Origin of the sequence: Pseudoponticoccus marisrubri, from assembly GCF_001482405.1 — a bacterium.
Lineage (GTDB): Bacteria > Pseudomonadota > Alphaproteobacteria > Rhodobacterales > Rhodobacteraceae > Pseudoponticoccus > Pseudoponticoccus marisrubri.
The window spans coordinates 187,972-212,593 of sequence record NZ_LPXO01000005.1; the positions used below are offsets into that span (position 1 = coordinate 187,972).

The following is a 24,622-nucleotide window of genomic DNA, read 5'->3' on the forward strand; positions in this document are numbered from 1 at the left end:
GCCGCGCTCACGCGCGCCAGCGCGCCGGGTCGAAGGGGGCGGGGTCGATCGGTGGCGTGGAGCCGATGGCCATCGCCGCGGCGCTGCGCCCGGTGACGGGCCCCAGCGTATAGCCCGCATCCCCCGGCAGGGCGAGGAAGACCCGGCTGTCGGGCCCCGCCGGGCCGATCGTGGCCTTGCCGTCCACCGGCGTGTTGTAGCCCGCCCAGGTGCGCAGCACGCGCAGCCCGCCGATCCCCGGCGCGATCTGTGCCGCCAGCGCCACGTTGCCCAGCAGGCTCGGCTTGCGGATGCGCGGCGCGTGGCCGTCGCGGTCGGCGAGACTGGCCTCCCACCCGCCGCCGATCACCACCTGCCCCGAGCGGAACTGCTTGAGCGTGATCGGCCGCTCGGCATGTTGCACGAGATGGTGGATGCGGTAGTCGCCGGCCTCGGTGATGTTCATGTGCAGCGGCTCGGGCGGGGTCTCGATCCGCAGGCCCAGCGGGCCGGCCAGCGCCGCGGCGCCCCAGGCCGCGGCCACGAGGATCCGGTCGGCCCGGTAGCGTTCGCCCCCCTCGGCCACGGGCTGCGCGCCATCCTCGATCCGGGTGATCCGGTCATGGACAAAGCGCACGCCCAGCCCGTCGAGAAGGGCACGCATCTTGCGGTTGGCGACCAGCGGGTTGAGCTTGCCCTCGTTCCGGCAGAGCTCGGCGCCTTGGATGCGGGGCGAGAGCCACGGCGCGATCCGGTGCAGCGCGTCCCGGTCCAGGATCTCGACATCCAGCCCCTTGCGGGCCTCGCGCGCGGCCTTCTCGTGCAGGAAGTCCAGCTGCGCCGCGCTTTCGGCCAGCATCAGCCCGCCTTCGCGGGTCAGCTCCACCCCGCCAAGGCGCGCATCCAGCGCCTCCCATTCCGTCACGGCCGACAGGTAGAGCGGCAGCGAGCTTTCGAGGTTCTCGGCCAGGTGCGGGTTGAGGCGCAGGAAGCGGCTCTGCATCTGCACGTGCAGGCTGCCCGCATTGGCATGGGACCCGGCATTGCGCTCGGCATCGACGATGGTCACGCGGGCGCCGGCCTCGGCCGCGGTCAGGGCCGCGACCTGCCCGGTGATGCCGCCGCCGATGATCAGCAGGTCGGTCATTCGGTGTCGTCCAGCAGCGCCTCGGCGGCGGTGATGGCGGCGATGTCCACCGGCTTGATCGGCACGCGCGGCGCGAAATAGGACAGGTCCTCCAGCGGGCGGCCCTGCCGGCGCGCCATGATGCCCGCCACGGCCGGGGCGCAGTAGCGGCCCTGGCAGCGGCCCATGCCGATCCGGGTGGCGCGTTTCAGCGCGCCGATATCGGTGGGATCATTCGCCAGCGCCTGATCCAGCTGGGCCTTGGTGACCTCTTCGCAGCGGCAGACATGGGTCTGGGCGGGGGCCTCCTCGGGGTGGGGCAGCTCGGCCGCGTAGACCCGCCAGAGCGCATCCTGGAAGGCGCGGTGCCGGGCCAGCTGCCGGTGATCCTCGGCCCGCGGCGCGCTGCCGGCGGCGACCCGCCCGGCGATCCGTCCCTCGGTCACGGCAGCGGGTGCGCCACCCAGCCCGCAGCAATCGCCGATCGCATAGACGCCCGGGACCGAGGTCTCGCAGCTGTCCGACCGGGTAACGCGCAGCTGGTCGAAACGCGTGTCGTATCTCATCGCGCAGCCCAGCAGGCGCAGGATCTCGTTCGAGGGCTGGAAGCCGAAATTCAGGCAGACCGCATCCGCGGTGACGCGGTGCTCGGTGCCGCCGACGGTATAGGTGACCTCCAGCCCGTCGGGTGTCTCGGTGATGGCGCGGGGCAGGGCGCCGTGGCGCGGGGTGATCCCGCGCGCGCGCAGCCCGGCCAGCATCCGCAGCCCCTTGACCGCTAGCGCCCGGTCGCGCCGCAGCATGTCGAGCGCGGCGCCGGGCTGTCGCCACGGGGCGGGGGCGGCCTCGGCCAGGCGTACGATCTCGGCGCCGCCCTGCGCCAGTTCCAGCGCCACCTGCGCCACCAGCGGGCCGTTGCCGAACAGCGCCACGCGCTTGCCCGGCAGGGTGGCATAGCTGCGCCAGAGCGTCTGCGCCGCGCCCACGGTCATCACCCCCGGCAGGGTCCAGCCGGGGATCATCGCGGGGCGCTCATAGGCGCCGGTGGCCACGATCAGCGCCCGCGGGCGGATGGCATAGACCGCGTCGGGCGCGGTGGCCATGATCTCGGGGCCGTCGAAGGCGCCCCAGACCTCGGTCTGGCCGAGGATGGTGACGCCGGCCTCGAGCGCGGCACGCACCAGCGCGCGCCCCTCCGCCTGCTGGGCATCCATGGGGGCCGTGCCCGCATCGGCGGGCTGCTTGTAATACTGCCCGCCGGGCACCTTGCGCTCGTCCAGCAGCACCACGTCGGCCCCGCATTCGCGCGCGGCGATGGCGGCGGACAGGCCGCCCGCGCCGCCGCCCACGACCAGCACCGAGGGGGTCAGGCGCTGCGGCGTCAGGCTCCGCGTGGCGGGCGGGGTCAGCGGCGGGCGTGCGGCCTGAGTCTCGACCCGCATCCCCTCGGCGGCCGGGGTCATGCAGGCGCGCTGGTTGGGCCGGCCGTCCACGGTGACGAGGCAGTCCTGGCAGACGCCCATGCCGCAGAAGATCCCGCGCCGCGCGTCGCGGTCGGTCTGGCGGAAGGCACGGTGCCCGGCGGCGGTCAGCGCGGCGGCGACCGAGGCGGTCTCGGGGCATGTGATCTCTTCCCCGTCGAAGGTGAATCGCAGGCTCATGCGTCGGTCCCTTGCAGGATGTCGCGCCGCGCGTCCAGCAGCCGCGCCAGCGCCTGTTCGCGCCACGCGCGGCGGGCGGGCAGGGCGTCTTCGGGCAGGACGGCGCGGCGCTCGGCTTCGACCCGGTCGACCAGCGCGGGCGGCCAGTCGGGGGCGTGCTCGCCCCGGTCGCGGCCGATGGCGGCATAGGCCGGGCCCAGACGCTCGGCATGGCCGCGCACCCCGCCGGCGGTGTTCAGGTCGGCGGTCTCGAACGGGCCGGACAGCGCCCAGCGGGGGCCCAGCCCGTCGCGCACCAGACGGTCGAGCGCATCGACCCCGATCACGCCCTCGTCCACCAGCCGGTAGGCCTCGCGCAGGAGCGCCGATTGCAGGCGGTTGAAGACGAAGGCCGGCACCTCGTGGCCCAGCCGCGCGGGGTCGAAGCCGCCCTGCCGGAACAGCGCCTCGGCCCGGTCCATGCTGTGGGCCGAGGTGCCCGGGGCGGGGACCAGTTCCAGCACGCGCAGCAGACTGGGCGGGTTGGCCGGATGCGCCACGAGGCAGCGCGCTTGCTCGGCCGGGTCGGGCAAGATGCGCGAGACCGGGATCGCCGAGGAGGCGGTGGCGATCAGCGCCGTGTCGCTGCGGGACAGCAGGTCGCGGAACAGTGCCTGCTTGGCCTCCAGCCGTTCGGGGCCGGCCTCGATCACCAGGGCGGCGTCGATCTGCTCGGGCAGGGCGGCGATCACGGTGGCAGGGCCCTGCGGCACGGCCATCCCGGCCAGCGCCATGGCCTGACCATGCCGGTCGACCAGCCCGGGCGCGGCGGCGCGCGCGCCCTCGGCCGGGTCGCAGAGCGTCACCGCGAAGCCCGCCGCGAGGAAGGCCGCCGCAAAGCCGCTGCCGATGGGCCCGGCGCCGAGGATCAGGACCGATTGCGCGTCATTCATGTTGCCCGACTCCGTCGTGTTCGATATGTGAACATTTGTGCGAAACATGTCAGGGCGTCAAGGGCGCCCGGAAGGAGAGGGCGGATGCTGCAGGGCAGGACGGTGCTGGTGACCGGGGCGTCGAAGGGGATCGGGCAGGAGATCGCCCGCGAGCTGGCCGCGCAGGGCGCGCGGGTCGTGGCGCATTACGGCCGCGACCGCGACGGCGCCGCGGCGGCGCTGGAGGGCGTGCCCGAAGAGCGCGCGATCCTGCTGCAGGGCGACCTGGCTCAGCCCGGCGGCGCCGAGGCGATGTTCGCCGAGGCGGTGGCCCGCACCGGAGGCCTCGACGGGATCGTCAACAATGCCGCGGTCATGCATTTCGCGGGCGGCATCGACGACGCGCCCGAGGAGTGGGACCGTGTCTGGGCCGAGACCTTCCAGGTGAATGTCTTCTCGGCCTCGGTGCTGCTGCGCGAGGCGGTGCGCCATTTCCGCGCGCGCGGCGGTGGCGAGATCGTCGGCATCTCCAGCTGGGCGGCGCAGAAGGGTGTGACCAACCCGCAGACCATCGGCTATGCCGCGTCCAAGGCGGCCTTCAAGGCGGCGTTGCAGACCGTGGCCACGGGCTATGCGCGGGACGGCATCCGCACCTACATCATCGCGCCGGGCGTGGTGGACACCAAGATGAGCCGCGATTTCGCCGAGAGCCAGGGCGGCCGTCACGTGGTCGAGAACCGGCTGGCCATGGGAGAGTTCGTGCCGCCCTCGGACATCGCGTCGCTGACCGCCTTCTGCCTGTCGGGGCGCTGCCGCCACCTGTCGGGTGCCACGCTGGACGTGAACGGGGCCAGCTACATCCGCTGAGGCCCGTCAGGCCGGGGCGAGCGGCAGGCGGATCTCGAAGGCGGTGATGCCGTCCCGGCAGGTCACGCCGATATCGCCACCATGGGCCTGCGCGATCGAGGCCGCGATATGAAGGCCCAGCCCCAGCCCGAGGCTCATCCCCTCGGCATCCGCGCCGCGACGGAACGGGGTGAACAGCTCGGCACGGCTTTCGTCGGGGATCGGCGCGCCGTGATTGGCCACGGTGATCGCGACGTGATCGCCGGCGGCATGGCCGTGCACCACGATCGGATGGCCCTCGGAGCCGTGCCGCACCGCGTTCGAGACAAGGTTCGACACGGCCTGTGCGATGCGCGCCGGGTCGCAGCGGACCGGGCGGTCGAGTGCCAGTTCCAGCGTGATCTGCCGCTCGGGCGTGACAACCTGGATCTCGTCGACCACCTGTGTGATCGCCCGGGCCAGCGGCGCGTCGGACACGGGGTCGATGCGGATGCCGGCGCCCAGCCGCGAGCGGGCATGCAGCATGACGTTGTCGATCAGCTCGTTCATCCGGTAGAGCGAGGATTTCATCAGCGGCAGCAGGGTGCGCGCCCGGTCGGATTGCGGCTCGCGCTCCAGCTGGCGCAGACCGGCGCCGAAGGCGGCCACGGGGTTGCGCAGGTCATGGCCCAGCACGGCGACGAACTCCTCCTGCACCTGTGTCATGCGGCGTTCGTGTTCGAGATTGTGCTCCTGCGCCTCAAGGCGCTCGGCGGCCTCGAGGCTCTGGCCGATGATGTCCGCGAACATTTCGAGCATCTTGACGGCGCGCGGGTGCTTGATGTCGCGCGGTTCGCGGTCAATGGCGCAGAGCGTGCCGAAGAAGCTGCCATCGCTGCGGTAGATCGGGATCGAGGCATAGCTGGCAATGCCGAATTTCACCGCGATGGGATGGTGGGCATAGATCTCGTCGGTGGTGGAATCGTTGAACAGGACCTTCTCGGCCGTGTCCCGCACCGACTGGCAGAAGGTCGAGCGGATCTCGATTTCGTCCCCGGCCTGCAGGCCGAACTCGACCTCGTCCACGGTGCGGCAGGCGACCCAGCGATCCGCGGTCACGCGGGCCACGGCGGCAAAGCGCATGCCGGTCGCCATCATCACCGTCTCGAGGATGGTGCCGACCAGCTCGCTGTCGGCAAAGGTCTCGATATCGGCCTGGAAGTCATGCGCCCGGGCAAGGAAGGCCTTGTGATCCTGCAGGACCACCGGATCGGTTCGTTCAGCGACCATCGCTCTCCTCGCCCTGGGCTGCGGCAGAATGTCCCGCCTGACCCGGGGCGTAGCATGGGCTGCGCATCCGGGGCAAGCGCGCCCGGGTCAGACCGGGTCGGGCGCGAAGATCTGCGGGTAGAGCGAGCGCATGGCGACCTCGTCGAACTCGGCCTTGAACTGGTGATGATCCTTCAGCGCCTGCGCCCGATCAGCGGCGGGACGGGCGTCGATGGCCTTCATCAGCCGGTCGAGATTCGGGTATTTCTCCATGATATTGTCATCGCCCAGCATGTAGGTCAGCCGCGAGCCCCAGCCCCAGACGGCCATGTCGACGATGGAATAATCTTCCCCCATCATCCACGGGCCCTGCGCCAGCCGGTCCTCGACCACTTGCCAGTGACGGCGCGCCTCGTAATCGTAGCGCTTGACCGCATAGGGCGGCTTTTCCGGCGCGAAATTGCGGAAATGTACCGCCTGTCCCGAGAACGGGCCCAGCCCGGAGGCCACGAACATCATCCAGGACAGCAACTGGCCGCGCTGGTCGGGCGCGCCCATGAACTGCCCCGTCTTCTCGCCGAGATAGAGAAGGATGGCATTGCTGTCGAAGACCACCGTCTCGCCATCGGTCAGCACCGGCAGCTTGGCATTGGGGTTCAGCGCCTTGAACGTGTCGGTATGCTGTTCGGCCTTGCGGGTGTCGATGGGGACGGGCTCGTAGTCGAGCCCGGCTTCCTCGAGGAACAGCGCCACCTTCATCGGGTTGGGCGCCATGTTGTAGAAGAACCGGATCATCTTGGCTCCTGCCATGTGTCGGAAAGAAGGACGGCGCACCATGCAGGCGCGCCGCCGAAAGGGCCGGCCCCGTTCAGGAGGCCAGCTTGAGGTAGAATGCGTAGAGCTTGGGCAGGATCGAGGCCGGCTCGGGATGCCCCAGCGCCTGGGCGGCGTGGTAGGGCCAGGCCGGATCGCGCAGCATGCCCCGGGCCAGCGCCACCAGGTCGGCCTTGCCCTCGGCCACGATGTCATTGGCCATCGCGGGCTCGGTGATCATGCCCACCGCGGCGGTGGCCAGCCCCGTCTCGCGCTTGATGCGCTCGGCATAGGGGACCTGGAAGCCGGGTTCGGGCTTCTGCTGGGCCAGCCGCATGCCGGCGGGGATGCCGCCGCCCGAGGCGTCGATCATGTCGACCCCCTCGGCCTGCAGCGCATGCGCCAGCGCCACCGTGTCGTCCAGCGTCAGCCCGCCGCCCTCGCCATCCACGCAGGAGGCGCGGTAGAGCAGGGGGCTGTCCTCGGGCAGCACCGCGCGCACCGCGCGGGCGACCTCGACCGGCAGGCGCATCCGGTTCTCGACCGGGCCGCCATAGGCATCGTCGCGCCGGTTGGAATAGGGCGACATGAACTCGTGCAGCAGGTAGCCATGCGCGCCGTGGATCTCGACCCCGTCGAAGCCGGCCTCCATGGCGCGTTCCGCCGCGCGGGCGAAATCCTGCACGATGCCGGCGATCTCGTCGGTCTCCAGCGGCTTGGGCGTGTGCCAGCCGTCGCGCGCGGGCACGGCTGAGGGCGCCACGGTCTGCCAGGGCGGCTCGGCACTGGCGGGGTCCAGCGGGCCGCCGCCATCCCAGGGCCGCATCGTCGAGGCCTTGGCCCCGGCATGGTTGATCTGCACGAAGATCGGGATGCCCTGCGCGCGATAGAGCGCGGTGATCTCGCGCCAGGCGGCGACCTGCGCATCATTGTAGATGCCGGTGCAGCCGGGGCTGATCCGGCCCTCGGGGCTGATGCCCGTGGCCTCGACCACGGCCGAGCCGACGCCCGAGGTGGCATAGCGCCCGTGATGGGCGCGGTGCCAGTCATTGGGCACGCCGTCCACCGCCTGGTACTGGCACATGGGTGCCAGCATGATGCGGTTGGGAAAGGTCGTGCCGCGCAGGGTGAAGGGCGTGAAGAGGGGAAGCTCGCTCATGCCGCCTTGCTTTCCAGCTCGTCCATCAGGCGGTCCAGCTCGTCCATGATGCCCTTGAGCCGCTCGGCCTTGGCGAGGTCCTCTGCGCCCAGCGAGGCGAAGGTGGTCAGCGGCGGGCGCACGTCGCCCACCGGGTAGCCCGCCTTGGCGGCCAGCGCCTTGGAATAGCACTGGTGCCCGTAGGTCGGGTGACCCTCGGCGATGACATGCTCGATCACCGTGATGTGGCGCTGGATGCGCTTGGCGTCCTCGATCCGGCCGGCGACCAGCAGGTCCCAGATCCGGGTGGAGGCGCGCGGGATGTAGTTGCCGAACGGGTTCACGTAGCCCACCGCCCCCAGCAGGAAGCTTTCCACGATCCGCTCGCCGGCGAAGACGTTCATCACGCCCTCGGTCTCCTCGATGATGTCGTAGACGCGGGCCACGTCCATCGAGGCTTCCTTGATGTAGCGCACCGTGTCGAACTCGCGCGTGAGCCGCGCCACCAGCTTGGCCGACATGTCCACGTTGGACGTGACGGGGTTGTTGTAGAGCATGATGGGCAGGTCGCAGGTCCGGGTGATCGTGTCGTAATACCCGACGATCTCGTCCTCGGTGGGGGTGTAGTAATAGGGCGGGATGATCATCAGCCCCTGTGCGCCGGCCTCTTGTGCCTCGCGCGCATAGCGCGCCGCGGTGGGCGAATGCGCGTTGGCCGCGCCCACCAGTACGTCGATGCGGCCGTCCACATGGGCGACCGTGTCCTCGATGTAGCGGCGGCGCTCGTCATCGGTGACGGTCAGGAACTCGCCCGAGGTGCCCAGGATGATGATCCCCGGCACGCCCTGCGAGATCTGCCAGTCGATGAAGCGGCGGTTGGCCGCAAGGTCGATATCGCCGCCATCCTCGGTGAAGGGGGTGACGTTGACGGAATAGCTTCCGCGGAACTCTTTCATGTCGGTCTCCGGGTTACAGCGCCGCCCAGCCGTGCTCGGCCAGGATGGCGTGGGATTTTCGGTAGTCGCCATCGGGGTCGTTGGCGGGATCGTTGGCATCGGCGATGATTTCCAGCACGGTCATCTTGTCATAGCCGATATCCTGCAGCGCCTTCATCACCGGCGCGGGGTCGACGATGCCGGTGCCCAGGCATTCATGCTTGAAGACATCGGCCGGCGTGTCCGAGATGTGCACGTTCTCCAGCCGGTCGCCCAGCAGGCGGATCGCGTCGCCCACGTCCTCCTTGATGTAGGCCGCGTTGCAGACGTCGAAATTCACCCCGATATCGCCGATCTTCTCGCACAGATCGATCATGTCCTGCGTCGAGGGGCGGTGCGTGAAGGGCACGTTTTCCAGCAGGATGCGGATGCCCGCGCCCTTGGCATACTCGACCACGGCCTGCGCGCTTTCGACGAACCAGTCGTCCAGCCAGGCCTTGGGCGGGTCGATCAGACCGCCATAGACGCCGGGGATCATCACCACGTAGGGGCAGTTCAGCGCGGCCGACAGGGCCACCGCCTCGCGGTAGCGGTCGATCGTGTATTGCCGCATCAGCCGGTCGGGGGCGTTGGGGTTGTTGTCGATGAGCGGGTAGCAGAACGAGGTGATCTGCGTGCCCTCGCCATCCAGCCACGCCTTGTACTCCTTGACGTCCGAGGGGCTCAGATCCGCGGGCCAGCAATGCGGCGGGAAGATCATCAGCTCGAACTTGGTATAGCCCAGCCCCTGCATGTGGCGCAGCGAGTCGAGCCCGCCATGCGAGTAGAGGAAGGGAAAGGTGCTGGCGGCGACCTCGAGTGCCATGGGAAACCTCCGTGTCGGTGAATTCAGTATGTTCATTATGCGGACAAAAGTTAGTATATCGAACGCAAATGGCGGTTCAACGGGGTTTTTGCATTCATGCGCTACGATCTTGCGATCATCGGGGGCGGGCTGGCCGGCACGGCGACGGCCTATTACGCGGCGCGCGCCGGGGCGCGCGTGATCCTGCTGGAGCGGCGCGACGTCAATCTGGGGGCGTCGGGCTCGAATGCCGGCTCGATCCACGCGCAGATCCCGTTCGACCCGTTCCGCCATCTCGGCGCCGACTGGGCGCGGCATTATTCCGAGGTGCTGCCGCTCTTCATCGAATCGATCGGGCTCTGGGCAGGGCTCGAAGACGAGCTGGGCGGCGATCTGGGCTTTGTCGCCAAGGGCGGGTTGATGGTGGCGGGCTCGGAGCACGAGATGGAGATGCTGCGCGAGAAATCCGCCATCGAGCAGGCGCAGGGGCTGCAGATCGACCTGTGGGATGCCGATGACCTGGCCGAACGCGCACCTTTCCTGACGGCGGGCTTCCCGGGCGGCGCCTTCTGCCCGATCGAGGGCAAGGCCGATCCGTTCCGCATCGCGCCGCTGTTCCTGAAACGCGCCCGCGCCGCGGGGGCCGCGCTGCGCCGCAACGCCCCCGTGACGGCCATCGCGCGTGAGCCGGGCGGGTTTGCGGTCACCGCGGGCGGCGAGACGGTGCATGTCGCGCGCGTGGTGAATGCCGCCGGGGCCCATGCGGCCGAGGTCGCGCAGCTGGTCGGCGTGCATGTTCCGATCGAGGCGCATGCGATCCAGGTCTGCGTGACGGAAAAGCGCCCGCCGCTGCTGCCCTGGCTGCTCTATTTCACCTCCGAGAAGCTGACGCTGAAACAGGCGATCGAGGGCGGCTTCCTGATCGGGGGCGGCTGGCCCGCGCGGATGCGCGGCGGGCCGGTCGTCGATCACCGCTCGGTCCTGCGCAACCTCGCGCTGGCGCAGCGCCTCGTGCCCGGGCTGGGCGAGGTGCAGATCGTGCGCAGCTGGGCGGCCATGGTGAACGGCACGCCGGACTGGCGCCCGGTGCTGGGCGAGGTGCCCCAGGTCCCCGGTTTCTTCCTGAACCTCTTCCCGTGGATGGGCTTTACCGCCGGGCCGGCCGTGTCGCGCGCCATCGCGGCATTGGCGCTCGGGCAGGCACCGGAGGTCGATCTGGCGCCGTTTTCCCTCTGATTTCCGTTCGCATCACGAACTTCTGTTGCCATACGCGCGAATCGTGCGCTATACGAACAAAAGTACGATTATTGCGACAAGGACGGGACAGATGTCGGATTTGCTGCGGCAGGCCAACCTGGTGGCCGGGGACTGGATCGGCGCGGATGATGGCGGGGTGATCGACGTCACGGACCCGGCCAGCGGCGAGGTGATCGGGCAGGTGCCCGCCTCGGGTGCCGCCGAGACGCGCCGCGCCATCGAGGCCGCGCATGCCGCCTTCCCGGCCTATGCTGCCAAGACGGTGACCGAGCGCGCCGCACTGCTGCGGGCACTGGCCGCCGAGATCACCGAACATGCCGACGAGCTGGCCCGCATCCTGACGCGGGAACAGGGCAAGCCGCTGGCCGAGGCCCGCGCCGAGGTGCTGTCCTCGGCCGCCTATGTCCAGTGGTTCGCCGAAGAGGCAAGGCGCGCCCGGGGCGAAGTGATCCCCTCGCCTTGGCCGAACCGGCGCCTGATGACCACCAAGCACCCGGTGGGCGTGGTCGCGGCCATCACGCCGTGGAACTTCCCCTCGTCGATGCTGGCCCGCAAGCTGGGCCCCGCGCTGGCCGCGGGCTGCCCGGTGGTGGTCAAGCCGGCCACCGCCACGCCCTATAGCGGCATCGCCTGGGGCGTGCTGGCCGAACGAGCGGGCTTTCCGCCGGGCGTGGTCAATATCCTCACCGGCTCGGCCCGCGAGATCGGCGGCGAGATCATGGCCAATGACAAGGTGCGCAAGGTCACCTTCACCGGCTCGACCGAGATCGGGCGGCAACTGCTGCGCGGCGCGGCCGACACGGTCAAGAAGGTCAGCATGGAGCTGGGCGGCAACGCGCCCTTCATCGTCTTCGACGATGCCGATCTAGACCGCGCGGTCGAGGGCGCCATGATCGCCAAGTTCCGCAATGCCGGGCAGACCTGCATCTGTTCCAACCGGGTCTACGTGCAGGCGGGCATTTACGACGCCTTCGTCGAACGGCTGGCCGAGCGGGCCCGCGCGCTCAAGGTTGCGCCCGGGCTGGACGAGGGCGCCGAGCAGGGCCCGATGGTCGATGCCCCGGCGCTCGAGAAGATCTCGGAGCTGGTGCAGGACGCCGTCGACAAGGGCGGCCGCGTGCTGGCCGGCGGCGCCCCGCATGACCGCGGCGGGCTGTTCTACGCGCCCACGGTGATCGCCGGCGCCACGCCCGAGATGCGTGTCACGCAGGAAGAGATTTTCGGCCCCGTCGCCCCGGTCTACCGCTTCGAGACCGAGGACGAGGTGCTGGCCATGGCCAATGACACGATCTACGGGCTGGCCGCCTATGCCTACACCCGCGATCTGGGCCGCGCCTTCCGGCTGCAGGACGGGCTGGAATACGGGCTGATCGGCATCAACGAGGTGCTGATCGTCACGCCCGAGATCCCCTTTGGCGGGCTCAAGCAATCGGGCACCGGCAAGGAGGGCGGCTGGCAGGGCCTCGAGGACTATCTCGAGACGCGCTACAGCTGCATCGGCGGTATGTGAACGAATGTTCGCCCTGTGAAATTTTCTGGACCGAATCAAGAAAAGCGCGTTAAAAAAGTTTTACAACAGTGAACGGGTTTAACCGTTCCGGCCAAGAGGCGCCGCGTCCGCGGCGTCGCCACCCGACAAGGAGATGATCCATGAGACAGTGGATGACCGGCGCGCTGTGCGCCGCAATGATGACGGCTGCGCCCGTCTGGGCGCAGGAGGTGCTGACCATCGGCGTGCGCTCCGAGGCCAGCTCGCTCGACCCGCACTGGACCCAGCTGTCCGCCGATGTGCAGGTGCACGAGCATATCTTCGAGAAGCTGGTCGCGCTGGACAGCGCCTCGCAGCCGATCCCGGGCCTGGCTGTGTCCTGGCAGCCGCTCGACGACACCACCTGGGAATTCAAGCTGCGCGAGGGCGTGCAGTGGCATGACGGCGAAGCCTTCACCGCCGATGACGTGATCTTCACCTTCGACCGGCTCAAGGCCGGGATCTCGGGCGCGCCCGCCTCGCCGGCCTTCCAGCTGGACAAGGGCTCCAAGCAGTGGACCAAGATCGACGACCTGACGGTGCACATCACCACCGACGGGCCCTATCCGACCGTGGCCGAGGACCTGGCCATGCTGCCCATCGTGGCCGAGCATGCCGCGACCGGCGCCACGGAATCGGTCGATTTCAACAATGGCACCGCCACGATCGGCACCGGCCCGTTCAAGTATGACACGTTCAACCCCGGCGACAGCGTCACGCTGGTCAAGAACGACAACTGGTGGGGCGGCGAGGTCGAGTGGGACCAGGTCGTGTTCCGCCCGGTCACGCAGGATGCCTCGCGGCTGGCCGCGCTGCTGAACGGCGACGTCGACATCATCGACTACCCGCCCACCGTGGACCTGCCGCAGCTGCGCGAGGATCCCGATTTCACCGTCTCGACGATCCCGTCGGACCGGCTGATCTACCTGATGCCCGGCTACAAGCATGTCGAGCCCTTCATCACCGACAATGACGGCAACGTCATGGTGCCGAACCCGCTGCGCGACTGGCGCGTGCGCAAGGCGCTGAGCCTGGCGATCCACCGCGAGGCGATCCGCGACCGGATCATGGGCGGTGCGTCGCTTCCCGCCAAGAACATCGTGCCGCCGGGCTTCTTCGGTTACGTCGAAGAGCTGGAAGCCGATCCCTACGATCCCGAACAGGCGCAGGCGCTGCTGGAGCAGGCCGGCTATGGCGACGGGTTCCGCATCACGCTGCACGGCCCCAATGACCGCTACATCAACGATGCCCGCATCCTCGAGGCGGTGGCACAGATGTGGAGCCGCGTGGGCATCACCACCGAGGTCGACGCCATGCCGCGCAACATCTTCTTCTCGCGGCTGATCCGCGGCGACGAGCTGTCGATGCCGGGCTTCGACGTGCCCGAGTTCTCGATGTCGATGACCGGCTGGGGCACCGTGGCGGGCGAGGCGACCTATACCGTCTCGGGCACGCTGGAGACCTACAACGCCGCGACCGGTGGCGGGAACGGCAATTTCGGGCGCTACTCGAACCCCGAGATCGACGCGCGGTCGGTGCTGGCCAAGCGCACCATCGACCCCGAGGAGCGGCTGCAGATCCTGCAGGAGGCGATCCGGATCGGCATGGAGGACTATGCCTACATCCCGCTGCACTTCCAGGTGAACAACTGGGCCATGCGGTCCGGTCTCGAACACGAGCCGCGCACCAACGAGCGCACGCTCGCGACCGAGATCCACCGGGTCGAGTGACCCCAGCGGCGAGGCGAAGAGAATGGCCGAATACATCATCCGACGCGTGCTTCAGGCCCTGCTCGTCCTGACCGTGATGACGTTGCTCGTCTTCTTCGGCGTCAACGTGATCGGCAACCCGGTCTACATCTTCGCCTCGTCCGAATGCGACCAGGCCTGCCTGTCGGCGATCATCGCCGACCTTGGCCTGGACCAGCCGATCTGGCGTCAGTACCTGACCTTTGTCGGCAACCTGGCGCAGGGCGACATGGGCAAGAGCTTCACCCATGGCGTGCCCGCCCTGCACCTGATCTTCGAACGGCTGCCCGCGACGCTGGAGCTGGCCTTCGCGGCGCTGGTGCTGGCGCTGGTCGTCGGCCTGCCCATGGGCATCTATGCCGGGCTGCGCCCCGATGGATGGGGCGCCAAGCTGGTCATGAGCTTTTCCATGGTGGCCTTCTCGCTGCCGGTCTTCTGGATCGGGATCATCATGATCCTGACCTTCTCGGTGCAGCTGGGCTGGATGCCCTCGGTGGGGCGGGGCGACACGGTCGATCTCGGCTTTGTCGAGACCAGCCTGCTGACGCTGGACGGGCTGCACCACCTGGCCATGCCGGCCTTCACCCTGTCGCTGATCATGATGGCCATGGTCATCCGGCTGGCCCGGGCCGGCATGCGCGAGGTCATGTTCACCGATTACATCAAGTTCGCCCGCGCCAATGGCGTGCCCGAACGCCGCGTCCTGGGGGCCCATGCGCTCAAGAACATCCTCATCCCGATCGTCACCGTTCTGGGCATGGAATTCGGCGGGGTCATCGCCTTTGCCGTGGTGGTCGAGTCGATCTTTTCCTGGCCGGGGGTGGGCAAGATGCTGATCGACGCCATCGCCGTGCTCGACCGGCCCTTGATCGTGGCCTACCTGATCTGCGTCGTCTTCATGTTCGTGACGCTGAACCTGCTGGTCGACATCCTCTATTCGCTGCTCGACCCGCGCATCCGTCTTGGCGGAGGCCGCGCATGAGCACCGCAACCGCCCCCGCCGCCGGCTCGGCCCGCGACCTGACGCGCCGCTTCCTGTCCGATCCCGGTGCGGTGATCGCACTGGTGGTCTTCACCGGCTTCTGCATCGCGGGGTTCGGCGCGCCCTGGATCGCGCCGCAGAACCCCTATGACCTGCGCCAGGTCGACATCCTCGACAGCCTGATGGCGCCGGGCTCGGAAAGCTTCACCGGCATGACCTACTGGCTGGGCACCGACGGGCAGGGGCGCGACATGCTCTCGGCCATGCTCTACGGCATCCGCATCTCGCTGGTGGTGGGGCTGGCGTCGGGGCTGCTGGCGCTGGCCTTCGGCACCGTCGTGGGGCTGATCGCCGCCTATCGCCGCGGCTGGGTCGACACGGTGCTGATGCGCATCGTGGACCTGCAACTGAGCTTTCCCACCATCCTCGTGGCGCTGATCCTGCTGGTGATCCTTGGCCGCGGGGTCGACAAGATCATCTTTGCGCTGGTCGTCGTTCAATGGGCCTATTTCGCCCGCACGGTGCGCGGTGTGGCGCTGGTCGAGGGCGCGCGCGACTATGTCGAGGCGGCGCGCGGGCTGCGGCTGGGCGGTATCCGCATCCTGCTGGGCCACATCCTGCCCAACTGCCTGCCCACCATGCTGGTGGTCGCCACCATGCAGATGGCCATGGCGATCTCGCTCGAGGCGACGCTGTCCTTCCTCGGGCTCGGCCTGCCGCCGACCCGGCCCTCGCTGGGGCTCCTGATCGCCAACGGCTTCGATTACCTGCAATCCGGCCGCTACTGGATCTCGGTCCTGCCGGGGCTGGTGCTGCTGGCCATCATCATCAGCGTCAACCTGCTGGGCGACCGGCTGCGCGACGTGCTGAACCCGAGGCTTTGACGATGACCCCCGTACTGGAACTTTGCGGGCTGCAGACCAGCTTTGTCACGCCCGGCGCCACGATCCACGCCCTGCGCGACCTGTCCCTGAGCGTCGCGCGCGGCGAGATCCTGGGCCTCGTCGGTGAAAGCGGGTCGGGCAAGTCGCTGACCGGCTTCTCGATCAACCGCCTGATCAGCCCGCCGGGGCGGGTCACGGCCGGCGAGGTGCGGCTGCACGGGCAGGACATCCTGCCGCTCTCCGAGCCCGAGATGCGCCGCCTGCGGGGCCGCAAGATCGCGATGATCTTCCAGGACCCGATGATGACGCTGAACCCGGTGCTGCGCATCGGCACCCAGATCCGCGACGCGCTGCTGGCGCACGAACGGCTCTCGGATGCCGAGATCCGCACCCGCGCCATCGCCGCGCTGGACGAGGTGGGCATTCCCGCCCCCGAGGCGCGGCTGCGCACCTATCCGCACCAGCTGTCCGGCGGGATGCGCCAGCGCGTGGCCATCGCCATCGCCCTGCTGCACCAGCCCGACCTCGTGATCGCGGACGAACCGACCACCGCGCTCGATGTCACGATCCAGGGCCAGATCCTCGCGCTGGTGCAGGGGCTCTGCCGCGACCGGGGCACGGCGCTGATCTGGATCAGCCATGACCTGGCCGTGGTGGCCGGGCTCGCCGACCGGATCGCGGTCATGTATGCCGGCCGCATCGTCGAGGAAGGGCCGGTGGACGACATCCTCGATGCGCCGGCCCATCCCTACACGGCCGGGCTGATCGCCTCGGTGCCGGTGCCGGGGCAACGTGGCGGTCGGTTGCAGCAGATCCCCGGGCGCATGCCGGCACTGACCGACCTGCCGCCGGGCTGCGCCTTTGCCCCGCGCTGCGCCCGCGCAACCGCCGCCTGCGGAACCATGCCGCCGTTGACACCTGTCAACGAAGCGCGCGCGGTCCGCTGCATCCACCCGCTGGGGCAGGAGGTGCCGGCATGAGCGATCCCGTCCTTTCGGTCCGCGATCTGGGGCGCAGCTTCGGCTCGTCCGGGGATCTGGTGACGCGCGGCCTGCGCCGCATCGGGCTGGCCCCGCCGCCGGCGGTGGTGCAGGCGGTGGCCGATGTCAGTTTCGACCTGCACGCGGGCGAGGTGCTGGGCGTGGTGGGCGAGAGCGGCTGCGGCAAGTCCACGCTGGGGCGCATGGTGGCGGGGCTGCTGGAGCCCACGACCGGCACGATCCACCGCCCCGAGATGCCGGGCGCTGCGCTGCCCATGCAGATGATCTTCCAGGATCCGTTTTCCTCGCTGAACCCGCGCAAGCGGGTGAAAAGCCTGATCGGAGAGGCGCCGCGCGTGCACCGGCTGGCCGCCCCGGGCGAGGTCGAGGCCTATGTCTCGGACCTGATGGAGCGCTGCGGCATCGACCCCGGTTATGCCGACCGGTTTCCGCATGCCTTCTCGGGCGGGCAGCGCCAGCGTGTCAGCATCGCACGGGCGCTGGCCGTCAAGCCCGAGATCCTGGTCTGCGACGAAGCGGTCAGCGCGCTCGATGTCTCGATCCAGGCGCAGATCGTGAACCTGTTCATGGACCTGCGCGACGAGCTGGGCCTGACCTACCTCTTCATCAGCCATGACCTTGGCGTGGTCGAGCATATCTCGGACCGGGTGATGGTGATGTATCTTGGCCGCGTGGTCGAGATGGGCCCCGTGGACCGGATCTTCGACACGCCCGCCCATCCCTATACCCGCGCCCTGATCGCCGGCGTGCCGCGGCTGGACCGCCGCCGCGCCGTCTATGCGCCGATCAAGGGCGACATTCCCTCACCGCTCGACCCGCCTTCGGGCTGCGCCTTCCACCCGCGCTGCCCCATGGCGACCGAGCTCTGCCGGACCGAACGGCCCGGCTTGCGTGACATGGGTGATGGTCGGCAGGCCGCCTGCCACCACGCCGAAACGATGACCAAAGAAGGAGAGCCCCCTTGGCCAGCTACTCGGACCGGATGACCCGGTTTTGCAACAGCATCGACGGACAGGCAGACCTGGTATTCTTCCCGATCGGCACCGATCTGGACTATCTCACCGGCATCCACCGCGACATCCCCAACTATGGCCGCAACCTGCATCCCGGTCACTGGCTGGAAGGCATGTGGATCGCCCCGGGCCGCCAGCCGGTCCTGACCCTGCCGCGCATGACCGCCGAGTTCGGCAGCGCCGGCGCGATCGAGGGCGTGGACACCCGCGTGCTGGGCGACTGGGATGACCCGGTCGAGATGGTGAGCGGCATCCTCAAGGACCTGGGCATCGGCGAGGGCGCCACGGTGGCCGTTTCCGAGGATGGCGAGGCCGAGGCGCTGATGGAGCTGCAGAAGCTGCTGCCCGGCGTGCGTTTCGCCAATGGCACCAAGCTGTTGCGCCCCATTCGTGTCATCAAGGACCAGGACGAGATCGACCTGCTGCGCCGTGCCGGCGAGATCACCGAAAAGGCCTTTGCCGCCACGGTGAAGAACCTCAAGTTCGGCATGACCGAGCTCGAGATCAGCTCGGAAATCGACTACCAGATGCGCGCCCATGGCTCGCTGGGTCCGTCCTTCACCACCTCGCTCTACAATTCCGGGCCCGATCACGCGCTGCGCTTCGGTGACAAGCTGGGCACCTGGCCGCGCAAGCTCGACAAGCCGGTCTCGGTCAATTTCGACTTCGGCGCGGTGCTGGACGGCATGTGCTATGACTTCGGCCGCACCATCGCCTTCGGCGCACCGACCGAGGAGCAGCGTCTGGTGCACAAGCTGGTCATGGAAAGCCAGGCCGCGGGCATCGCCGCGCTGAAGGCGGGCGAGGTCACCTGCGAGCAGGTCGACAAGGCCGCCCGCGACGTGCTGGAAGAGGCCGGCTATGGCAAGGATTTCCGCCACCGGCTGGGCCATGGCATCGGCTGGGACGTGCACGAGCCGCCCTTCCTGACCAAGGGCGACACGACCGAGGTGCGCGAGGGCATGGTCTTCACCATCGAGCCGTCGATCTTCCGCGACATGGATTTCAGCGCGCGGGTCGAGGATTGCATCGTCGCCCGCCCGGGCGGCGGCGAGGCGTTGACCTCGGGCTTCCAGGAGCTGATCGTCATCGAATGATCACGTTGCGCGCGCCCTGTCCGGGGCGTGCGCTGCCATAGCAACGCGGGGGGTGCAGATGATCGACCTGACGGGCCGCATGGCCCTGGTCACCGGGGGCACGCGCGGGCTGGGCCGGGCGATTGCCGACACGCTGGCACAGGCCGGCGCCGCGATCTGCGTGCTGGACCTGCCCGAGGCGCTGGAGGCGGCCGCGCTGCCCGGCGACTGGCAGGGCATCGCCCTCGACCTGACCGCGCCGGGGGCCGAGGCCGAGCTGGCCGCGGCGCTTGACCGGCTGGGCCGGCTGGACATCCTGGTGGCCAATGCCGGACGGGTCCCGCCCTGGCGCCGGATCGCGGCACTTGAGATGGGCGAATGGGACGCGGTCTTTGCCCTGAACGTGCGCGGCGTGGCGCTGAGCCTGAAATGCGCCGCGCCCTACCTGAAAGCATCGCAGGGCTCGGCGGTGCTGATGGCCTCGATCAATGGCTATACCGCCCATCCCGACCAGGCGCTCTATACCGCGACGAAGCACGCCGTCCTGGGGCTCGCCCGCGCCGCGGCGCTGGACATGGGCCGCGACGGGGTGCGCGTGAACGCGCTGGCCCCGGGACCTATCCTGACCGACGCGCTGCGTGGCCGGATCGAGAGCCGCGCCGCGGCGGGCGGCACGCCGGCCGAGCAAGCAATCACCGCCCTGCAGGGCCAGACCGCGCTGGGGCGGCTGGCGACCGAGACGGACGTGGCCCATGCCGCCTGCTTCCTGGCCTCGCCGCTGGCTGCCGGCATCACCGGCGTCTGCCTGCCGGTCGAGGCCGGGCTGGCCTGAGCGCGCCCGCTCAGGGCTTGCCGTAGCCGCCCGCCGTGGGCGTCACCACGACCACCGCATCGCCCGTGTCGACCTGCGCCTGATCGGCGGCGCGCAGCTCCTCGACCGTGCCGTCGGTGCGATGGATCTCGGTCCGCCCGACGCGGCCCGCCCCGCCGCCCTCCAGCCCCTGCGGCGCGCGTTCGCGATGCGAGGACAGGATCGCCAGCTCCATCGGTTCAAGAAAGCGGATGCGCCGCGTGGTGCCATCACCGGCCGGATAGGCGCCCGCCCCGCCCGAGCCCGCATCGACCGAGAAGCTTTCCAGCAGGACGGGATAGCGCGATTCCAGCACCTCGGGGTCGGTCAGGCGCGAATTCGTCATGTGCACATGCACTGCCGAGGTCCCGGCAAAGCCGCTGCCATCGTTGCGCCGCCCGGCCGGGCTGCCCGAGCACAGCGTCTCGTAATATTGATGCGTGTCATTGCCGAAGGTCAGGTTGTTCATCGTACCCTGGCTGTTGGCGATCGCCCCCAGCGCGCCGAACAGCGCATTGGTGACGTGCTGGCTGGTCTCGACATTGCCGGCCACCACGGCGGCCGGGTAGCGCGGCGCCAGCATCGAGCCGTCGGGGATCACGATCTTGACCGGGCGCAGGCAGCCCGCATTCATCGGGATCGGCGCCTCGACCATGACGCGGAAGACATAGAGCACCGCGGCCCGGGTCACCGGTTCGGGCGCGTTGAAATTGTTCTCCTGCGACTCGGAGGTGCCGGTGAAATCCACCACCGCCTCGCCCTTGTCGCGGTCGACGGTGATCTTCACGCGGATGGTCTGGCCGGTATCGGTGGGATAGGCATATTCGCCATCCGACAGCCGGCCGATCACGCGCGCCACCTCGGCGGCGGCATTGTCCTGCACGTGACCCATATAGGCCTGCACCACCTCCAGCCCGAACTGATCGATCATGGCGCGCAGCTCGGCCATGCCGCGGGCATTCGCGGCGACCTGTGCCTTGAGATCGGCGATGTTCTGGTCGGGGTTGCGCGCGGGGTAGGGGTGGTCGGTCAGAACGCGGCGGATCTCCTCCTCGCGGAAGCGGCCGTCGGCGACCAGGTGCACATTGTCGAAGAGCACACCTTCCTCGTCCACGCGGGTGGCGCGCGGGGTCATCGAACCCGGCGCGACTCCGCCGACATCGGCATGGTGCCCGCGCGAGGCGACCCAGAACAGGATCTCGGTCTCGGCCGCATCGAAGACCGGCGTGACCACGGTGATGTCGGGCAGGTGGGTGCCGCCATTGTAGGGTGCGTTAAGCGCGAACACATCGCCCGGCTGCACCCGGCCCGCGTTCTGGCGGATGATCGTCTCGACGCTGCGATCCATCGATCCCAGATGCACCGGCATATGCGGCGCATTGGCGACCAGCGCGCCCTCGGCATCGAAGACGGCACAGGAAAAGTCCAGCCGTTCCTTGATGTTGACCGAGCGCGAGGTCTTCTGCAGTGCCACGCCCATCTGCTCGGCGATGTTCATGAAGAGGTTGTTGAACACTTCCAGCAGCACCGGGTCGGCCTCGGTCCCGATGGCGCCGGCGCGGTTCGCGGCCTCGGCGCGGGTCATCAGGACATGGTCCCGCGCGGTGACCTGCGCCTGCCAGCCCGGCTCGACCACGATGGTCTGGTTGGGCTCGATGATCAGGGCGGGACCGCTGACGCTCTGGCCCGGCGCGATGGCCTCGCGGCGCAGCACCGCCGCGTCATGGGTGGTGCCGCCCGAGAAGAGCGGCACGGTGGCCTCGGCCTCGGGCGTGCCGTCGGTGGTCTCGCGCGCATCCTCGGGATCGGCGGCGGCCTCGGCGGCGCGGCCCTCGATCTCGACCGCCTCGATCACCAGCCGCGCCTCGGGGTCGGTGAAGCCGAACTCGGCCTTGTGGGCGGTCTCGAAATCGGCGCGGGCGCGGGCCACGTCGGCCTGCCAGCGGACGGGCAGGGCGGTATCGGTCCCGGCATAGCGCAGGTGCAGGCGGGGCACCATTTCGGTGCCCGCATCGGGCACGCCCTGTGCCGCCAGCGCCGCCGCCACGTCGGAGCGCAGCGCGTCCAGCGCGGTGTCGACCTCGGCCACGGTGTCCTCGGTCAGGTCGGTTTCCATGCCGCGCTGGCGCGCCTCGGTCACGCGGGCCAGCCCGATCCCGTAGGCCGAGAGCAGCCCCGAAAGCGGGTGCACCAGCACTTTGGTCATCCCCAGCGCATCGGCCACGAGGCAGGCATGCTGCCCGCCCGCGCCGCCGAAGGCGTTGAGCAGGTAGCGGGTCACGTCATAGCCGCGCTGCACGCTGATCTTCTTGATCGCGTTGGCCATGTTCTCGACCGCGATGCGCAGGAACCCCTCGGCCACCTCTTCGGGGGTCTTGCCGTCGCGCTCGGCGATCTGGCCGAAGGCCTCGGCCACGGCGTCGCGGTCCAGCGGCTGGTCCTGCTCGGGGCCGAAGATCGCGGGGAAGAAATCGGGGTTCAGCTTGCCCAGCATGACGTTGGCGTCGGTCACGGTCAGCGGGCCGCCCCGGCGATAGCAAGCCGGGCCCGGATCGGCGCCGGCGCTGTCGGGGCCGACGCGGAAGCGCCCGGCATCGGCATGCAGGATCGAGCCGCCCCCGGCCGCCACGGTATGCACCTGAAGCATGGGCGCGCGCATCCGCACGCCGGCCACCTCGGTATCGAAGGCGCGTTCGAACTCGCCGTCGAAATGCGCCACGTCGGTCGAGGTGCCGCCCATGTCGAAACCGATCACCCGGTCCTCGCCGGCGATCTGCCCGGTGCGCGCCATGCCCACCACGCCGCCCGCCGGGCCGGACAGGATCGCGTCGCGCCCCTTGAATCGGTCCGCCGCGGTCAGCCCGCCCGAGGACATCATGAATTGCAGCGTCGGCCCGTCGCGGTCGGGCGGGGTGGCGCCAAGCGCGCCGGCCACGCGTTCCACGTAGCGCGACAGGATCGGCGTCAGGTAGGCATCCACCACGGTGGTGTCGCCGCGCCCGACCAGCTTGATGAGTGGCGATACCTCGTGGCTGACCGAGACCTGCGCAAAGCCTGCCTCGCGCGCGGCGTCGGCCAGGGCGCGTTCATGGTCGGGCGCGGTCCAGGCATGCATCAGCACGATCGCCACCGCCTCGATCCCGTCGGCGCGCGCCGCCTGCATGGCCTTGCGCGCCCCGTCGAGATCCAGCGCCGTCTCGACCGTGCCATCGGCTCGGACGCGTTCGTCCACCTCCTCGACCCGGTCATAGAGCAGCTCGGGCAGGAGGATCTCCTTGGCGAAGATGTCGGGCCGCGCCTGGTAGCCGATGCGCAGCGCGTCGCGAAAGCCGCGGGTGATCAGCAGCAGGGTGCGGTCGCCCTTGCGTTCGAGCAGCGCGTTTGTGGCGACGGTCGTGCCCATGCGCACCGTGCCCACCCGCTCGGGCGGGATGGCACCGGGCGCCACGTCCAGGAACCGGCGGATCCCCTCGATCGCGGCATCGTCATAGGCGCCGGGATTCTCCGAGAGCAGCTTCATCGCCTCGAGCGTGCCGTCGGGGGCACGCCCGATCACGTCGGTGAAGGTTCCGCCGCGGTCGATCCAGAAATCCCAGCGGCCTGCCTGCGCGTTTTGCATGTCCTGCACCTTCACCCATCATTTGACGACGAAACGTTGACAAATTGTCGGCGTCTCGTCAACCTCGACCCTGCCGGGCCCAAGGGTGGCGGGTCCGGTCGCACAGATAAGCCGCCCGCATGACAGGGAGACGATCATGACCTTCACCGCCTTTCGCGGCCTTGCGGCCGCGCTTGCCACATCGGCCCTAGCGCTGCCGGTTGCCGCGCAAAGCTGGGACATGCCCACGCCCTATGGCGACAGCGTGTTCCACACCCAGAACATCATGGAATTCGTCGCCGATATCGAGGAAGCGACGGATCTCGAGATCACCGTGCATTCCGCGGGCTCGCTCTATGCGCATCCCGAGATCAAGGATTCGGTCCGCCGCGGCCTTGCGCCCATGGGCGAGGTGCTGATGAGCCGCCTGGCCAACGAGGACCCGATCTTTGCCGTCGACTCGATCCCCTTCCTCGCCTCCAGCTACGAGGAGGGCCGCGCCCTGTGGGAGGCCTCGCGCCCCATGGTCGAGGAGAAGCTCGCCGCGCAGGGGCTGACGCTGCTCTTTGCCGTGCCGTGGCCGGGCCAGAGCATCTACACGCAGGAGCCGATCGAGAGCGCCGCGGATCTCGAGGGCGCGTCGTTCCGCGCCTACAACGCCGCGACCGAGCGGCTGGCCCAGCTGATGGGCGCGGTGCCGACCCAGATCGAGACAGGCGACATCCCCACCGCCTTCAGCACCGGCCGGGTCGACGCGATGATCACCTCGCCCTCGACCGGCGTGTCGAGCCAGGCCTGGGATTTCACCTCGCATTACACCGACACGCAGGCCTGGCTGCCCAAGAACATGGTCATCGTGAACAGCCGCGCGCTTGACGGGCTGGACGAGGCCACGCGCGAGGCGATCATGAGCGCCGCCGCCGAGGCCGAGACCCGCGGCTGGGAGATGTCGGCCGCCGAGACCGCCGCGAAGATGGCGACGCTCGAAGAGAACGGCATGACCATCTCGGACCCGTCCGAGACGCTGTCGGGCGAGCTGGCCGAGATCGGCGAGACGATGACCGCCGAATGGCTGGACGAGGCCGGTGACGAGGGCCAGCAGGTCGTCGACGCCTACGAGGCCAAGATGTCCGACATGTGATCCGTCGCGGGGCCTTCGGGCCCCGCCGCGCTTTTCTCGCAGG

Annotated in this window: 20 protein-coding genes; 11 read left to right on the forward strand and 9 right to left on the reverse strand. The window is 69.4% G+C overall.

The features are described 5' to 3' along the window. Window positions 1–7: 7 nt before the first annotated feature. From AVJ23_RS10570 to AVJ23_RS10580, 3 genes are read right to left on the reverse strand one after another with little or no spacing between them, the layout of a single operon-like run. On the reverse strand, window positions 8–1,126 hold the full coding sequence (locus AVJ23_RS10570) for an NAD(P)/FAD-dependent oxidoreductase (RefSeq protein WP_058862157.1): 1,119 nt from the start codon (window positions 1,124–1,126) through the stop codon (window positions 8–10). Next, window positions 1,123–2,766 carry a 2Fe-2S iron-sulfur cluster-binding protein gene (locus tag AVJ23_RS10575; RefSeq protein ID WP_058862158.1) on the reverse strand — a complete coding sequence of 548 codons (1,644 nt, stop codon included), beginning with the start codon at window positions 2,764–2,766 and terminating at the stop codon, window positions 1,123–1,125. Before AVJ23_RS10575 ends, AVJ23_RS10570 begins: the two co-directional genes overlap by 4 nt. Beyond that, window positions 2,763–3,698, reverse strand: coding sequence for a 3-hydroxyacyl-CoA dehydrogenase NAD-binding domain-containing protein (locus tag AVJ23_RS10580; RefSeq protein ID WP_058862159.1), 936 nt, complete (start codon window positions 3,696–3,698; stop codon window positions 2,763–2,765). The genes AVJ23_RS10575 and AVJ23_RS10580 overlap by 4 nt, the downstream gene beginning before the upstream one ends. Window positions 3,699–3,782: 84 nt before the next feature. Between AVJ23_RS10580 and AVJ23_RS10585 the strand changes: the two genes are divergently transcribed. Then, a complete protein-coding gene (locus AVJ23_RS10585) occupies window positions 3,783–4,544 on the forward strand; it encodes an SDR family NAD(P)-dependent oxidoreductase (protein WP_058862160.1) in 762 nt (253 codons plus the stop codon). Between the two features lie 6 nt (window positions 4,545–4,550). On the opposite strand, the gene AVJ23_RS10590 is transcribed toward AVJ23_RS10585, so the two are convergent. The 5 genes from AVJ23_RS10590 to AVJ23_RS10610 form a co-directional block, all read right to left on the reverse strand. After that, window positions 4,551–5,792 (reverse strand): GAF domain-containing sensor histidine kinase, encoded by a 1,242-nt coding sequence (locus AVJ23_RS10590; protein ID WP_058862161.1) that lies wholly within the window; start codon window positions 5,790–5,792, stop codon window positions 4,551–4,553. Between the two features lie 87 nt (window positions 5,793–5,879). After that, a complete protein-coding gene (locus AVJ23_RS10595; RefSeq protein WP_058862162.1) occupies window positions 5,880–6,566 on the reverse strand; it encodes a glutathione S-transferase family protein in 687 nt (228 codons plus the stop codon). Window positions 6,567–6,639: 73 nt separating this feature from the next. Continuing rightward, a complete protein-coding gene (locus AVJ23_RS10600; protein ID WP_058862163.1) occupies window positions 6,640–7,743 on the reverse strand; it encodes an NADH:flavin oxidoreductase/NADH oxidase in 1,104 nt (367 codons plus the stop codon). Further along, window positions 7,740–8,678, reverse strand: a complete 939-nt coding sequence (locus tag AVJ23_RS10605; RefSeq protein ID WP_058862164.1) for a dihydrodipicolinate synthase family protein — start codon at window positions 8,676–8,678, stop codon at window positions 7,740–7,742. The genes AVJ23_RS10600 and AVJ23_RS10605 overlap by 4 nt, the downstream gene beginning before the upstream one ends. 13 nt (window positions 8,679–8,691) lie before the next feature. Continuing rightward, window positions 8,692–9,522, reverse strand: coding sequence for a sugar phosphate isomerase/epimerase family protein (locus tag AVJ23_RS10610; protein WP_058862165.1), 831 nt, complete (start codon window positions 9,520–9,522; stop codon window positions 8,692–8,694). Window positions 9,523–9,618: 96 nt separating this feature from the next. On the opposite strand from AVJ23_RS10610, the gene AVJ23_RS10615 reads away from it, so the two are divergent. The 9 genes from AVJ23_RS10615 to AVJ23_RS10655 all read left to right on the forward strand — a co-directional run bounded on the left by AVJ23_RS10615 (window position 9,619) and on the right by AVJ23_RS10655 (window position 19,822). Then, window positions 9,619–10,737: an NAD(P)/FAD-dependent oxidoreductase gene (locus AVJ23_RS10615; protein ID WP_058862166.1), complete on the forward strand. Its 1,119-nt coding sequence runs from the start codon at window positions 9,619–9,621 to the stop codon at window positions 10,735–10,737. Between the two features lie 91 nt (window positions 10,738–10,828). Continuing rightward, window positions 10,829–12,268 (forward strand): NAD-dependent succinate-semialdehyde dehydrogenase, encoded by a 1,440-nt coding sequence (locus AVJ23_RS10620; protein WP_058862167.1) that lies wholly within the window; start codon window positions 10,829–10,831, stop codon window positions 12,266–12,268. 140 nt (window positions 12,269–12,408) lie between these two features. After that, window positions 12,409–14,016, forward strand: a complete 1,608-nt coding sequence (locus AVJ23_RS10625) for an ABC transporter substrate-binding protein (protein ID WP_084794473.1) — start codon at window positions 12,409–12,411, stop codon at window positions 14,014–14,016. A 22-nt stretch (window positions 14,017–14,038) separates the two neighbouring features. Next, window positions 14,039–15,016, forward strand: a complete 978-nt coding sequence (locus tag AVJ23_RS10630; RefSeq protein ID WP_058862169.1) for an ABC transporter permease — start codon at window positions 14,039–14,041, stop codon at window positions 15,014–15,016. Further along, a complete protein-coding gene (locus tag AVJ23_RS10635; RefSeq protein WP_058862170.1) occupies window positions 15,013–15,900 on the forward strand; it encodes an ABC transporter permease in 888 nt (295 codons plus the stop codon). Before AVJ23_RS10630 ends, AVJ23_RS10635 begins: the two co-directional genes overlap by 4 nt. A gap of 2 nt (window positions 15,901–15,902) precedes the next feature. Further along, window positions 15,903–16,880: an ABC transporter ATP-binding protein gene (locus AVJ23_RS10640; RefSeq protein WP_084794475.1), complete on the forward strand. Its 978-nt coding sequence runs from the start codon at window positions 15,903–15,905 to the stop codon at window positions 16,878–16,880. Then, window positions 16,877–17,887 carry an ABC transporter ATP-binding protein gene (locus AVJ23_RS10645; RefSeq protein ID WP_058862172.1) on the forward strand — a complete coding sequence of 337 codons (1,011 nt, stop codon included), beginning with the start codon at window positions 16,877–16,879 and terminating at the stop codon, window positions 17,885–17,887. The genes AVJ23_RS10640 and AVJ23_RS10645 overlap by 4 nt, the downstream gene beginning before the upstream one ends. Then, window positions 17,863–19,011, forward strand: coding sequence for a M24 family metallopeptidase (locus tag AVJ23_RS10650; RefSeq protein WP_058862173.1), 1,149 nt, complete (start codon window positions 17,863–17,865; stop codon window positions 19,009–19,011). The genes AVJ23_RS10645 and AVJ23_RS10650 overlap by 25 nt, the downstream gene beginning before the upstream one ends. 58 nt (window positions 19,012–19,069) lie before the next feature. Further along, window positions 19,070–19,822, forward strand: a complete 753-nt coding sequence (locus AVJ23_RS10655; RefSeq protein WP_058862174.1) for an SDR family NAD(P)-dependent oxidoreductase — start codon at window positions 19,070–19,072, stop codon at window positions 19,820–19,822. Window positions 19,823–19,832: 10 nt separating this feature from the next. On the opposite strand, the gene AVJ23_RS10660 is transcribed toward AVJ23_RS10655, so the two are convergent. Continuing rightward, a complete protein-coding gene (locus tag AVJ23_RS10660) occupies window positions 19,833–23,459 on the reverse strand; it encodes a hydantoinase B/oxoprolinase family protein (RefSeq protein WP_058862259.1) in 3,627 nt (1,208 codons plus the stop codon). A gap of 136 nt (window positions 23,460–23,595) precedes the next feature. Here AVJ23_RS10660 and AVJ23_RS10665 point away from each other — a divergent pair, with 136 nt between their 5' ends. Then, window positions 23,596–24,579, forward strand: a complete 984-nt coding sequence (locus tag AVJ23_RS10665) for a TRAP transporter substrate-binding protein (protein WP_058862175.1) — start codon at window positions 23,596–23,598, stop codon at window positions 24,577–24,579. Window positions 24,580–24,622: the final 43 nt, after the last annotated feature.